Raw genomic sequence first — 13,167 nt, 5'->3', positions numbered from 1 at the left:
GCGGCGTCGTCGCGCCTTTCACAGTCGCCACATGGCGGAGCCGGGCACAGCCCGCCGGCCGCGGCGGGCTGATCGGCGTCCGGAGCGGAGGGACCGAGGGGCTGGGGTGGACCCACGGCTCACGCATCCCGCAGTTCCTCCGCCATCGCCGCCCGCAGCCGCAGCGTCGTCGTCAGGCGCTGGAACGCCTCCGCCCAGTAGCCGCCCGCACCCGGCGACGCGTCCTCCGGCTCGTCCGGTATCGCCGTCAGCGCGTCCAGGCGGCTCGCCTCCGCCGGGTCCAGGCACCGCTCCGCCAGCCCCATCACCCCGCTGAAGCTCCACGGGTAGCTTCCGGCGTCCCGCGCGATGTTGAGGGCGTCGACGACGGCCCGGCCCAGGGGAGCGGCCCAGGGCACCGCGCACACCCCGAGGAACTGGAACGCCTCAGACAGGCCGTGCGTCGCGATGAACCCGGCGACCCAGTCGGCCCGGTCCCCGGGAGCCAGCGTCGACAGCAGCTTCGCCCGCTCGGCCAGGGACACCGCCCCCGGGCCCGCGGCCTCCGGTGCGGACGGCGGGCCGAGCAGGGCCCGCGACCATGCGGCGTCCCGCTGCCGTACCGCCGCCCGGCACCAGGCCGCGTGCAGTTCGCTCCGCCAGTCGTCGGCGACCGGCAGCGCGACGATCTCCTCCGGCGTACGCCCCCCGAGCCGCGCCGGCCATGTGCCGAGCGGCGCCGCCTCCACCAACTGGCCGAGCCACCAGGACCGTTCGCCTCGTCCCGTCGGTGGTTTCGGCACCACCCCGTCGCGCTCCATGCCCGGATCGCACTCGTGCGGCGCCTCGACCACGATCACCGGCTCCCCCTGTGTGGGGTCGACCGCGACGCAGGCCGCCGCCCGCCCCGCCATCCGCCCGGCCAGGGCCGAATCCGGCAGTGCGGACAGCAACTCCGCCGCCGTCGCCCGCACATTGCGGCTGCGGTCGGAGAGCGCCTGCTCCAGGAAGGGCTCGTCCACCGGCTGAAGTCCTGTGCGCAGCGAGTCGAGGAACATCAGGCGGTCCTCGGCCCGCTCCGTCGCCCAAGTGCCGGCCAGCAGGTCCCGGGCGAGAGCGGGGTGCCGTGCGCGCAGCGCGGTGAGCAGGGCCACCCGCTCGGCGAACAGGCCCTCCTGCCACAGTCGTCGGACGCGTTCAGGCTCCTGAGGCGGCGGCAGATCGGGACCGCCGCCGGGCAGGGAGCGCAGTGCGAAGCGCCACTCCGGGTTCATCCGGGCCAGCCACAGGGCGCGCGGGCCGGCGAACGCCAGTGCCGCCGGTCGCAGATCCGTGCGGGCGCGGGCCGCGTCCAGCAGCGCCGGGAGCGCCTGCGGGGGTGGCGCGTAGCCGCGTTCGTTGGCCAGCGCGAGCCACTGCGGCAGCAGCTCCATGAGGTCGGGTGCCGTCCCCCGGCGGCCGCCGCCCGTGCCGGGGCGGTCGGACAGCAGCAGGGCCAGTCTGCGGGCCGCCGCGGGCGGCAGCGGTGGGCGGGGGTCCGCCGCCGCGGGCTCCGGGCGCGGTCCGGCCGGTGCGGGGCGCAGCCCGGCTCTGCGGCGGACGGTCTCCACGGCGGCCAGGTCCAGCAGCGCGGCCGGGGCCTGCGGGCCGGGCGGCAGCCAGGGCGGGGTGCGCCGGTCGGTGCCCAGCAGGGCCACCGTGACAAGCTCCTCCCAGGGCACGGCGGGGGACGTGCCCGGGGGAGCGGGAGTCGCATTCATGTCGGCCCCTTCCGGATCGGTACCGAGTCGCTCGGGTGTCGTCAGCACAGCGGGACCGCCTCTCCGGCACCCTCCGGCCAGGCGGTGAGCGGAGTGAAGCCGCGGTGGCCGCACTCGCCGAAGACCGTGACCGGAGCGCCGCCCGACAGCGCGACCAGCCGCCACAGACCCGGTCGGCTGCCCGCCGACGGCGTCAGGGGCAGCGCCGTGCCGCCGTCCGCGTCCGCCAGTTGCCAGGAGCGGTCGAGCGGGGTCGGTATGACCCGGCCCAGCGTCACGGGGTACGAGTCCAGCCACGGGTCGGCCCGGAGGGCTTCCCCGTACCGCGCCGCCGCGTCCGGAGTTGTCACGCCCGGCGGTCTCGTCGCTGCCGGGGCCGGGGGCGTGAACTGCTCGCCCAGCGCCGCCCGCAGCTGCCCCGCGCCCGGATAGGGCGATACATCGGCCTCGAAGGTCAGCCCCACCGGCAGGGCCGGCTCCGGCGCGCGCCCTGCCGCTCCATAGGAAAGAAGGAGCACCGTGCGGTCGGACTTCTCCCCGTACAGCCAGATCCGGCGTGTGGTCAGCCGACCGTCCGAGGTGTCGTACTGCGCCAGCACCAGCCAGCGGTCGCGGACGGGAGAGCCGTCGGGTGAACCCGCCAGGCCGACGCGCGAACGGACCGTCGCCGCCAGCCCCTCCGGCAGCCGCTCACGCCTCAGCCAGCCCTGATCCAGCAGGTGCAGCAGCGCGCACTCCTCCAGCAACCGCACCGGCCAGCCCGGGCCCGACGCGGGAAGTGCCCCCAACTCCCGCACCCGCCCGGCGAGTCCAGGAGCCTGCGCGTCCACCATGCGGGCCGCCGTCTCCTCCCACAGCCCGTGCCCCGCCTGCTCGGCCGCGGCCAGGCCGCCGCGCACCAGGTCGGCCAGGCGCTGCTCCAGCTCCGTCGCCCCCGCCGTGATCCGCTCGGCCCGCCGCTCCGCCCTGCGCCGGGCCGCCTCCGGATCGGCGGACGCGGCCGACGGGGAACCACCGGCCGCCCGCCTCTCCTGCGCACGCTGACGGCGCCCCTTGATCCACTGCTCCGTCCAGTCCGGCTCCTGTCCCCGCGGCACCGCGCCGTCCCCGCCCGCCCAGAGCAGCAGCAGCCCCAGCGCGTGCTTGCACGGGAACTTGCGGCTCGGGCAACTGCACTTGTACGCCGGCCCCGCCACGTCCGCGATGTCGACGACCGTCTGATACGGCTTGCTGCCACTGCCCTTGCACAGCCCCCACACCGTCCCCTCGTCGGAACTGCCCGTCTCCGACCACGGCCCGGCCGTGCCGAGTTTGCTTCCCGCTTTGCGTGACGCCGCATCAGGTGCCAGTGCCAGCACCTGCTCCGCGGTCCAGCGCTCCCCCTGCCAATTCATGTCGTCGACGGTAGGTCCCGGCACTGACAATCGGCCCTCGCGACGGCGTTTGGGCAGGTCACCGCGCATTGTCAGTGGTGTGGTGCACGGTTGGTGACAGATCCGAACCGGCCGAGCTGGAGGGGGATACGGCCATGCGTGCGTCCGTTGACCACAAGTCCGTCGAAGCGAACCCGAGCCCGTCCGCGCCCGCGAACGGAAGCGGGGACGCGAGCCCCGGCATGCCGGAGTCCGCACCCGTGCTCACACCCGGGCAGGAGAAGGGGACCGCGCCCGCGGAAGCGCTGCGGCTGCACGCCGAGGACGCCTTCGCCCACGAACTCGCCGCGCTGGCCGCCCAGGACGACCGGCCGCGACCGGCCCGCTGGAAGCTGTCGCCGTGGGCCGTCGCCACCTACCTGCTCGGCGGCACGCTGCCGGACGGCACCGTGATCACACCGAAGTACGTGGGCCCGCGCCGCATCGTCGAGGTCGCCGTCACCACGCTCGCCACCGACCGCGCCCTGCTGCTGCTCGGCGTGCCAGGCACGGCCAAGACCTGGGTGTCCGAGCACCTGGCGGCGGCCATCAGCGGCGACTCGACCTTGCTCGTGCAGGGCACCGCCGGGACCCCGGAGGAGGCGATCCGCTACGGGTGGAACTACGCGCGGCTGCTCGCGCACGGCCCCAGCCGCGACGCCCTGGTGCCGAGCCCCGTCATGCGGGCCATGGCCGAGGGGATGACCGCCCGCGTCGAGGAACTGACCCGCATCCCGGCCGACGTCCAGGACACGCTGATCACGATCCTCTCGGAGAAGACGCTGCCGATACCGGAGCTGGGCGAGGAGGTGCAGGCGGTCCGCGGCTTCAACCTGATCGCCACGGCCAACGACCGCGACCGCGGGGTCAACGACCTGTCGAGCGCGCTGCGCCGCCGCTTCAACACGGTGGTGCTGCCGCTCCCGGACAGCGTGGAGGCCGAGGTCGACATCGTCTCCCGCCGGGTCGACCAGATCGGCCGCTCGCTCGACCTGCCGGCCGTGCCCGACGGCATCGAGGAGATCCGCCGCGTGGTGACCGTCTTCCGCGAACTGCGGGGCGGGGTCACGACGGACGGCCGGACCAAGCTGAAGTCGCCCAGCGGCACCCTGTCCACCGCGGAGGCGATCTCCGTCGTCACCAACGGACTGGCGCTGGCCGCCCACTTCGGCGACGGCGTGCTGCGTCCGAGCGACATCGCCGCGGGCATTCTCGGCGCCGTCGTCCGCGACCCGGCGGCCGACCGCGTCATCTGGCAGGAGTACCTGGAAGCGGTGGTCCGCGAGCGCGACGGCTGGACCGACTTCTACCGCGCGTGCCGGGAGGTGACCGCGTGAAAGACACCGACTCCCCGCGGAGGGGACCACTGCTGCTCGGGGTGCGGCACCACGGGCCGGGATCCGCACGGGCCGTGCGAGCCGCGCTGGAGGCGGCGCGACCCGGGGCCGTGCTGATCGAAGGGCCACCGGAGGCGGACGCCCTGATCCCGCTCGCGGACCACCCGGACATGCGGCCCCCCGTCGCCCTGCTCGCTCACGCCGTGGACGAGCCCGGACGATCGGCCTTCTGGCCGCTGGCCGAGTTCTCCCCGGAGTGGGTGGCGATCCGCTGGGCCCTGCGCCGGGGGGTTCCGGCCCGGTTCATCGACCTGCCCGCGGCGCACACACTGGCGTGGGACAAGGAAGAAGCCACGGGGACCGAGGCCGAGGAGCCCGACGCGGTCGACGGCTCCGACACCACCGTCCGTGTCGACCCCCTCGCCGTGCTGGCCGAGGCCGCCGGGTACGACGACCCGGAGCGATGGTGGGAGGACGTCGTCGAGCACCGGGGCGTGGGGACGGGGGACCCGCTTGCGCCGTTCACCGTGCTCGGGGAGGCCATGGCCGCCCTGCGGGAGGAGTACGGCGCCGGGGGACACGAGCGGGACCTCGTGCGGGAGGCGTACATGCGGCTTCAGGTCCGCGCCGCACAGCGGGAGTTCGGGACCGACGTGGCGGTGGTGTGCGGGGCCTGGCACGTGCCCGCGCTGCGCGAGCGGACCTCCGTCACCGCCGACCGGGCGCTGCTGAAGGGCCTGCCCAAGGTCAAGACGGACATGACCTGGGTGCCCTGGACCCATCGCAGGCTCGCCCGGGCCAGTGGGTACGGGGCGGGAATCGACTCGCCCGGCTGGTACGGGCATCTGTTCCGCGCACCTGACCGGCCCGTCGAGCGGTGGCTGACCAAGGTCGCCGGGCTGCTCCGTGAGGAGGACCGGATCGTGTCGTCCGCGCACGTCATCGAGGCGGTGCGACTCGCCGAAACGCTCGCCGTCCTGCGCGGGCGCCCGCTCCCGGGCCTGTCGGAGACGACCGACGCGGTGCGGGCGGTGATGTGCGAGGGCTCGGACGTGCCGCTGGCGCTGGTGCGCGACCGGCTGGTGGTCGGCGACGACATGGGGGAGGTGCCGGAATCGGCCCCCGCCGTGCCGTTGCAGCGGGACCTCGCCCGGCTGCAGAAGCGGCTCAGGCTCAAACCCGAGCCCCTGGAGCGGGAGGTGGAGCTGGACCTGCGCAAGGACACCGACGCCGAGCGCAGCCGGCTGCTGCACCGGCTGCGGCTCCTCGGGATCGGCTGGGGGGAACCCGCGGCCTCGCGGGGCAGCACGGGGACGTTCCGCGAGACCTGGCGGCTGCGCTGGGAACCGGAGCTCGCGGTGCGGGTCGCCGAGGCCGGGGTGTGGGGGACGACCGTGCTCGCCGCCGCGACCGCCAGGGCTGAGGCGGACGCCACCGCCGCGCGGGCCCTCGCCGACGTCACCGCGCTCGCCGAGCGGTGCCTGCTGGCGGAACTGCCGGCGGCGCTGCCCGTGGTGATGCGGGTCCTCGCCGACCGAGCCGCCCTCGACGCCGACGTCGGGCACCTCGCCCAGGCGCTGCCCGCCCTGGTCCGTTCCCTGCGCTACGGGGACGTGCGCGGTACGGACACCCGGGCCCTCGCGGACGTCGCGGCGGGTCTCGCCGAGCGCGTGTTCGTCGGGCTGCCACCGGCGTGCGCGGCGCTGGACGCGGAGGCGGCCGATGAGATGCGGCGTCATGTGGACGCCGTTCACGGCGCGGTGGGGCTGCTCGGGGACGGCATCGCGGCGGACCACGGCGACATACGGGAGCGATGGCGTGCCGTCCTCAGGGTGCTCGGCGGACGGGACACCGTGCCCGGGGTGATCCGCGGCAGGGCCGTGCGGCTGCTCCTGGACGAGGGGGAGCTGGCGCAGGACGAGGCCGCGCGGCTCATGGGGCTCGTGCTGTCGCCGGGGACGCCACCGGCGGACGCCGCCGCCTGGATCGAGGGGTTCGTGGGGGGCGGCTCCGGCGGCGGGATGCTCCTCGTGCACGACGAGCGACTGCTCGCGCTGGTGGACGCCTGGCTCACCGGGGTGACGGCGGAGGCGTTCACCGACGTATTGCCGCTGCTGCGGCGGACGTTCTCGGCGTACGAGCCCGGAGTGCGGCGCACCCTCGGCGAGTTGGCGCGCCGCGGGCCGGACGCACGGGGAAGTGCGGCGGCCACCGGCGCGGGTGTCCCCGGGTTCGGCGCCGACCTTGACACCGGACGGGCGGACGCCGTGGTCCCGGTGCTGCGTCTGCTGCTCGGCCTGGACGGACCCGGCGGCAGCGATGTCAACGACCTGGTGGGGGTGGCCGGATGAGCACGCACACGACCGACGGGGCGAACACCGCCGGAGCCGACGAGCGGCTGCGGCGCTGGCGGCTCGTCCTCGGCGGAGACGCGGCGGACGGCACCGGGTACGCGCTGAGCGGGCAGGACGCGGGGATGGACGGCGCGCTGACCGCGCTGTACGGGATGGGGGACAGACCGCAGCAGGGACGGGACCGTTCGGCCGGACTCGGGGCGTCCGCGCCGTCCGTGGCGCGCTGGCTCGGCGACATCCGCACCTATTTCCCCTCCTCCGTCGTCCAGGTCATGCAGCGTGACGCCATCGACCGGCTCGGGCTGTCCACACTCCTGCTCGAACCGGAGATGCTCGAGGCGGTCGAGGCCGACGTGCACCTGGTCGGCACGCTGCTCTCGCTGAACAAGGCGATGCCCGAGACCACCAAGGAGACGGCGCGGGCCGTGGTGCGCAAAGTCGTCGAGGACCTGGAGAAGCGGCTCGCCACCCGCACCCGGGCCACGCTCACCGGCGCCCTCGACCGCAGCGCCCGTATCACCCGCCCCCGCCACCGGGACATCGACTGGAACCGCACGATCGCCGCCAACCTCAAGCACTATCTGCCGGAGTACCGCACGGTGGTGCCGGAGCGGCTGATCGGATACGGGCGGGCGTCCCGGTCGGTGAAGAAGGAGGTCGTCCTCTGCATCGACCAGTCGGGGTCGATGGCGGCCTCGGTCGTGTACGCGTCCGTGTTCGGGGCGGTGCTGGCGTCCATGCGGTCCATCGCCACCCGGCTCGTCGTCTTCGACACGGCCGTCGTGGACCTCACCGACCAGCTCGACGACCCGGTCGACGTCCTCTTCGGCACCCAGCTCGGCGGCGGCACCGACATCAACAGAGCGCTGGCGTACTGCCAGTCGCAGATCACGCGGCCCACGGAGACGGTCGTGGTCCTCATCAGCGACCTGTACGAGGGAGGCATCCGCGACGAGATGCTCAAACGGGTGGCGGCGATGAAGGCGTCCGGGGTGCAGTTCGTGGCGCTGCTCGCGCTCTCCGACGAGGGGGCACCCGCGTACGACCGGGAGCACGCGGCGGCGCTCGCGGCGCTCGGAGCGCCGGCGTTCGCGTGCACGCCCGACCTCTTCCCGGAGGTGATGGCGGCGGCGATCGAGAAGCGGCCCCTGCCGATACCGGAGACGGCCTGACGGCGCGAGGAATCGGGCGGGGGGCGCCGTACGGCACGCGCCCGGCGGTGCCGTCGTACGGCATCCGACCGACTCCGCGGGCTGACGGAGGCGGACGACCGAAAGCCGTCGGTTCGGCCGCCGGGAACCCCGCGGAAAGGGCCGGCCGGTCCCCATTGGGGGTGTGGATCAGCCGTCCTACGCCCATCGGGGTTGTTCAAGGGGCCTCACCGGGGCAACCCCAGCCCCGTGAGGCCCTTCACCGGTGGCACGCCGTGCCAGAGAACGCGGCATCATGTGACAGGTATCACCGCTCAGGTGTGACCCCCGATTTATGGAGGCCCCGCGAGCGGCGATAACCTGCGAGACGGACATGCCGCGCGCTCGGACACCGTGTGCGCCTCCCTTGTGACACAGCGGACGTCACGTTGCCCTTCGCGGCACGCCCACGCATCCAACGAACCGCGAGATCACTGATAGGGACGGAAGCGCGTGGACCTGTTCGAGTACCAGGCGAGGGACCTCTTCGCCAAGCACGGTGTACCGGTGCTGGCCGGTGAAGTCATCGACACGCCTGAGGCGGCGCGCGAGATCACCGAGCGGCTGGGCGGCAAGTCGGTCGTCAAGGCGCAGGTGAAGGTCGGTGGCCGCGGCAAGGCCGGCGGTGTCAAGCTGGCCGCCACCCCGGACGAGGCGGTCGCCCGCGCGACGGACATCCTCGGCATGGACATCAAGGGCCACACGGTCCACAAGGTGATGATCGCCGAGACCGCCCCGGAGATCGTCGAGGAGTACTACGTCTCCTTCCTCCTCGACCGCGCCAATCGTACCTTCCTCTCCATCGCCTCCGTCGAGGGCGGCATGGAGATCGAGGAGGTCGCGGCCACCCGCCCCGAGGCCGTCGCCAAGATCGACATCGACGCCATCGACGGCGTGGACAAGGCGAAGGCGCAGGAGATCGTCGCCGCGGCCAAGTTCCCGGCCGAGGTCGCCGACAAGGTGGCCGACGTCCTGGTCAGCCTGTGGGAGGTCTTCATCAAGGAGGACGCCCTCCTGGTCGAGGTGAACCCGCTGGCCAAGGTCGCCAACGGTGACGTCATCGCCCTCGACGGCAAGGTGTCCCTGGACGACAACGCCGAGTTCCGTCACCCCGAGTTCGAGGAACTCCACGACAAGGCGGCGGCCAACCCGCTCGAGGCCGCGGCCAAGGAGAAGAACCTCAACTACGTCAAGCTCGACGGCGAGGTCGGCATCATCGGCAACGGCGCGGGTCTGGTCATGTCCACCCTCGACGTCGTCGCCTACGCCGGTGAGAAGCACAAGGGTGTCAAGCCCGCCAACTTCCTCGACATCGGCGGTGGCGCCTCCGCCGAGGTCATGGCGAACGGCCTGGAGATCATCCTCGGCGACCCGGACGTCAAGTCCGTGTTCGTGAACGTCTTCGGTGGCATCACCGCCTGTGACGCGGTCGCCAACGGCATCGTGCAGGCCTTGGAGCTCCTCGAGTCCAAGGGCGAAGAGGTCAACAAGCCGCTGGTCGTGCGTCTCGACGGCAACAACGCCGAACTGGGTCGCCAGATCCTGGACGACCGCAACCACCCGCTGGTCCAGCGTGTGGACACCATGGACGGCGCGGCCGACAAGGCCGCCGAGCTGGCTGCTGCCGCGAAGTAAGGGACGAGGTCACACACAACCATGGCTATCTTCCTCACCAAGGAATCCAAGGTCATCGTCCAGGGCATGACCGGCTCCGAGGGCCAGAAGCACACCCGCCGCATGCTGGCGTCCGGCACCAACATCGTCGGTGGCGTGAACCCGCGCAAGGCGGGCCAGACCGTCGACTTCGACGGCACCGAGATCCCGGTGTTCGGCTCCGTGGCCGAGGCCATCGAGAAGACCGGCGCCGACGTCACGGTCATCTTCGTCCCGGAGAAGTTCACCAAGGACGCGGTCGTCGAGGCCATCGACGCCGAGATCCCGCTCGCGGTCGTCATCACCGAGGGCATCGCGGTGCACGACACGGCGTCCTTCTGGGCGTACGCCGGCAAGAAGGGCAACAAGACCCGCATCATCGGCCCGAACTGCCCCGGCCTGATCACCCCCGGTCAGTCGAACGCCGGCATCATCCCGGCCGACATCACCAAGCCGGGCCGCATCGGCCTGGTCTCGAAGTCCGGCACGCTGACGTACCAGATGATGTACGAGCTGCGGGACATCGGCTTCTCGACCTGCGTCGGCATCGGCGGTGACCCGATCATCGGCACCACCCACATCGACGCGCTCAAGGCGTTCCAGGACGACCCCGACACCGACCTGATCGTCATGATCGGTGAGATCGGCGGCGACGCCGAGGAGCGGGCCGCGGCCTTCATCAAGGAGAACGTGACCAAGCCGGTCGTCGGCTACGTCGCGGGCTTCACCGCGCCCGAGGGCAAGACCATGGGTCACGCGGGCGCCATCGTCTCCGGTTCGTCGGGCACCGCCCAGGCGAAGAAGGAGGCGCTGGAGGCGGCGGGCGTCAAGGTCGGCAAGACGCCGACGGAGACCGCGAAGCTCGCGCGGGAGATCCTGGCCGGCTGAACTCCGCCCGGCTGAAGGCGTGTTGGGCCCGTACCCCTTGGGGTGTGGGCCCACCGGGCTTTCCGGGAGCCGCCGCAGCGGCTGACCCGCTCAGCGGGGCTGCGGTGTCAGTCGGGCCGGGCCATGGTGCGGGGCCGACATCAGCTTGCTCCGCAGGGCTGTCTGCGGCTGGGACAGGGGGCCCTGGGCCAGGCGCGGGGGAATGTCCCGGACGGGAGTGCCCCGGCCCACCGGGGGCTCGTAGTGGTTCGGGGCCGTGCGCAGGGTCAAGGTCGTCGCGCCGATGACCGCCGTCGTCAGGGCGATCGCCGCGCGGGCGCAGCGGCGGGTGCGGCGTTCGCCGTGGGAGCGGACCGAGGGCGCCTTGGGGGCGCGGAGGGGCTCTGCGGAGGCCAGTTCGGCAAGTCGGCGGGGCAGGACCTCCGGTTCCGCCTGGTCCGGTACGAGCCTGGCCAGCGTGGCGCGGGCGCGCAGCAGACGGCCGGCGGCGGCCGGGGTGCTCGCCTCCGTCTCGGCCGCGACGTCCGGCAGGTCGAGGCCGAGGCCGTCGTAGAGCAGCAGGGTGCGTCGTTGGGTCGGCGGCAGTTCCAGGAGCGCGCGCAGCAGGGCGCGGTTCGACGGTCCCGGGGGCGGCGGCTCGGGGAGCCGGTGGTGGAGGCGGAAGCGGTGCCAGGGGGAGAGCGCCCGGTCGTGCACCGCTGCCCGTACCCAGCCCGCGGGATCGCGGTCCACGGCGACCTCGGGCCAGCGCTGCCACGCCAGCTGGAAGGCACGCTCGACCGCCTCACGGGCCAGATCGCGCCGTCCGGTGAGCAGGTACGCCTGCCGTACGAGCGCGGGGGCGCAGTACTCGTACAGCGCGTCGAAGGCCTGATGAGGCGTGAGGGTCTGCCTCATCAGGCGGCCCGCCGTGCCGAAAGGTACATAAAAGTATTTTTAGCGACACATCCGTGTTTCATGCGTTACGACGGGAAAGCGCGTGTCGTTGGGAGCATGGCGGCGTGACTCAATGGACCGACCGCCGCATTCCGTTGCCGTCCCTGCTCGCCCGGTCGCGCGACCGGTGGCCCGGGTTGGGCGCGAGCCTGCTCGGTGGAGCCCTTGCCGCGGTGGCGGGGCTCGGTGCGCTCGCCCTGCTCGCGATCGTGCTGTGGATCAGTGCGCCGTATCCGGACGACGGGCCCGACGGGGCGCTGAGGGTGGCGGCCGCGTCGTGGCTGCTGGCGCACGGTGTGGTGCTCTTCCGCACCGAGACGCTGTCCGGGGTGCCGGCGCCCGTCGGCATCACGCCGCTGCTGGCGGCCGCGGTGCCGGTGTGGCTGCTGTACCGGGCGGCGCGGGAGGCGACGGACGGGGAGGTCATGGAGGGCGCGGAGACCATGAAGGCCATGGATGGCCCGGAGGTCACGCAGGGCGCGGGAGGAGCGGAGCCCGTTGCCGTCGGGCCGGCGTGGTGCGGTGTGGTGGCGGGCTACGTCGGGGTGGGGCTGGTGGCGGCTCTGTACGCCTCGGCGGGGGCGCTGCGGCCGTCGTGGGTGTGGACCCTCGTCTGCCTGCCGCTGGTGACCGCGGTGTCGGCGGGGGTGGGGGTGTGGAGGGCGTACGAGCGGCCGACCTGGGCGCTGCGCGTGCTCACCCGTGACGAACAGGAGTTGCTCTCGAACGCCGGACGGGCTGCCCTGGCCGGGACGGCCGTGCTGGTCGGCGGGGGCGCGCTGCTCGTGGGGGTGTCGCTGGTGTGGCACGGCGAGGTGGTGCGGGAGTCGTTCCTCCACGTCACGCAGGGGTGGGCAGGGCAGGGAGCGGTGCTGCTGCTGGCGGTCGCCCTGGTGCCGAACGCGGCGGTGTGGGCGGCGGCGTACGAGCTGGGGCCCGGGTTCCTGGTGGGGGAGGGGCATGGCATGGGGCCGTGGTCGCCGGCGACGGCGCCGTCGCTGATGCCGCCGTTTCCGCTGCTGGCGGCTGTGCCCGGGAGCGGGGGCGGGGGCGGGCTTCTGGGCTGGGCGGTGGGGGTGGTGCCGGTCGCGGCCGGGGTGGTGGTGGGGCGGTTCATGGCACGGGGCGCTTGTGCCGAGCCGGGGCCGGGGCGGGGCGCGGTGTGGTCCGTCGGGCGGACGGTGACGGGTGTCGTGGGCGCGGCGGTGATGTGCGGCCTGCTGCTCGGAGGGCTCGCGGAGGTGTCCGGGGGGCCGCTCGGGGTCGCGGCGTTGGCGCGGTTCGGGCCGGTGGGGTGGCAGGTGGGGGGCGCCGCTGCGGGATGGGTCGCGGGGGTGGGGGTGCCGGTCGCGGTGGTCGTGCGGTGGTGGTCTCTGCGGCAGGTGGAGGAGCGGCGGGTCGAGGTTCCGGTCGCCTCCGCAGGGACTCCCGTGCCGGCGACGGTGGCGTCGGAACCGGTGGGGGCGCGGATGGACGGGGCCTGGGAGGACCCGGACCTGTTCCCGTACGAGGTGCTGGCGGTGGACGCGGATCCGTTTCTGCCGGACGGGCCGGACGGACCGGACCCGACGCCCACCCCACCGCAAGAGTCGTGACGGCGCGGTCCGTCCAGGGGACCGGAGGGCATTCCGCTCACCGGGCCGGAGGGGATTCCGTCC

General features: G+C 73.6%; 9 protein-coding genes. 6 read left to right on the top strand and 3 right to left on the bottom strand.

The annotated features are described in order from the left end of the window. Positions 1 to 119: 119 nt before the first annotated feature. Both AB0N14_RS03335 and AB0N14_RS03330 read right to left on the bottom strand, forming a co-directional pair. Entirely contained in the window at positions 120 to 1,739 is a 1,620-nt protein-coding gene (locus tag AB0N14_RS03335) for a DUF5691 domain-containing protein (RefSeq protein WP_366024023.1), read from the bottom strand. Positions 1,740 to 1,780: 41 nt separating this feature from the next. Beyond that, entirely contained in the window at positions 1,781 to 3,133 is a 1,353-nt protein-coding gene (locus AB0N14_RS03330; RefSeq protein WP_366024022.1) for an SWIM zinc finger family protein, read from the bottom strand. Between the two features lie 134 nt (positions 3,134 to 3,267). Between AB0N14_RS03330 and AB0N14_RS03325 the strand changes: the two genes are divergently transcribed. The 5 genes from AB0N14_RS03325 to sucD all read left to right on the top strand — a co-directional run bounded on the left by AB0N14_RS03325 (position 3,268) and on the right by sucD (position 10,573). Beyond that, entirely contained in the window at positions 3,268 to 4,488 is a 1,221-nt protein-coding gene (locus tag AB0N14_RS03325) for an AAA family ATPase (RefSeq protein WP_366024021.1), read from the top strand. Further along, on the top strand, positions 4,485 to 6,839 hold the full coding sequence (locus AB0N14_RS03320; RefSeq protein WP_366024020.1) for a DUF5682 family protein: 2,355 nt from the start codon (positions 4,485 to 4,487) through the stop codon (positions 6,837 to 6,839). The genes AB0N14_RS03325 and AB0N14_RS03320 overlap by 4 nt, the downstream gene beginning before the upstream one ends. Further along, positions 6,836 to 8,014: a VWA domain-containing protein gene (locus AB0N14_RS03315; RefSeq protein ID WP_366024019.1), complete on the top strand. Its 1,179-nt coding sequence runs from the start codon at positions 6,836 to 6,838 to the stop codon at positions 8,012 to 8,014. The genes AB0N14_RS03320 and AB0N14_RS03315 overlap by 4 nt, the downstream gene beginning before the upstream one ends. 471 nt (positions 8,015 to 8,485) lie before the next feature. After that, on the top strand, positions 8,486 to 9,667 hold the full coding sequence (sucC, locus tag AB0N14_RS03310) for an ADP-forming succinate--CoA ligase subunit beta (RefSeq protein WP_366024018.1): 1,182 nt from the start codon (positions 8,486 to 8,488) through the stop codon (positions 9,665 to 9,667). Between the two features lie 21 nt (positions 9,668 to 9,688). After that, complete coding sequence (sucD, locus tag AB0N14_RS03305) at positions 9,689 to 10,573, top strand: succinate--CoA ligase subunit alpha (RefSeq protein ID WP_366024017.1); 885 nt, start codon at positions 9,689 to 9,691, stop codon at positions 10,571 to 10,573. Between the two features lie 90 nt (positions 10,574 to 10,663). Here sucD and AB0N14_RS03300 read toward each other — a convergent pair whose 3' ends face one another. Continuing rightward, complete coding sequence (locus tag AB0N14_RS03300) at positions 10,664 to 11,470, bottom strand: sigma factor-like helix-turn-helix DNA-binding protein (protein ID WP_366024016.1); 807 nt, start codon at positions 11,468 to 11,470, stop codon at positions 10,664 to 10,666. Positions 11,471 to 11,574: 104 nt separating this feature from the next. Between AB0N14_RS03300 and AB0N14_RS03295 the strand changes: the two genes are divergently transcribed. Further along, positions 11,575 to 13,104, top strand: coding sequence for a DUF6350 family protein (locus tag AB0N14_RS03295; protein ID WP_366024015.1), 1,530 nt, complete (start codon positions 11,575 to 11,577; stop codon positions 13,102 to 13,104). Positions 13,105 to 13,167: the final 63 nt, after the last annotated feature.

It is taken from the genome of Streptomyces sp. NPDC051104 (genome assembly GCF_040682835.1).
In the GTDB taxonomy this organism is placed as follows: Bacteria; Actinomycetota; Actinomycetes; order Streptomycetales; family Streptomycetaceae; genus Streptomyces; species Streptomyces cynarae.
This window is presented reverse-complemented; position numbering and strand designations above follow the sequence as displayed.

Coding starts and splice junctions, on each gene's coding strand:
- AB0N14_RS03335 (WP_366024023.1), bottom strand. CDS start 1,739: ATGAATGCGACTCCCGCTCCCCCGGGCACGTCCCCCGCCGTGCCCTGG.
- AB0N14_RS03330 (WP_366024022.1), bottom strand. CDS start 3,133: ATGAATTGGCAGGGGGAGCGCTGGACCGCGGAGCAGGTGCTGGCACTG.
- AB0N14_RS03325 (WP_366024021.1), top strand. CDS start 3,268: ATGCGTGCGTCCGTTGACCACAAGTCCGTCGAAGCGAACCCGAGCCCG.
- AB0N14_RS03315 (WP_366024019.1), top strand. CDS start 6,836: ATGAGCACGCACACGACCGACGGGGCGAACACCGCCGGAGCCGACGAG.
- sucD (WP_366024017.1), top strand. CDS start 9,689: ATGGCTATCTTCCTCACCAAGGAATCCAAGGTCATCGTCCAGGGCATG.
- AB0N14_RS03300 (WP_366024016.1), bottom strand. CDS start 11,470: ATGAGGCAGACCCTCACGCCTCATCAGGCCTTCGACGCGCTGTACGAG.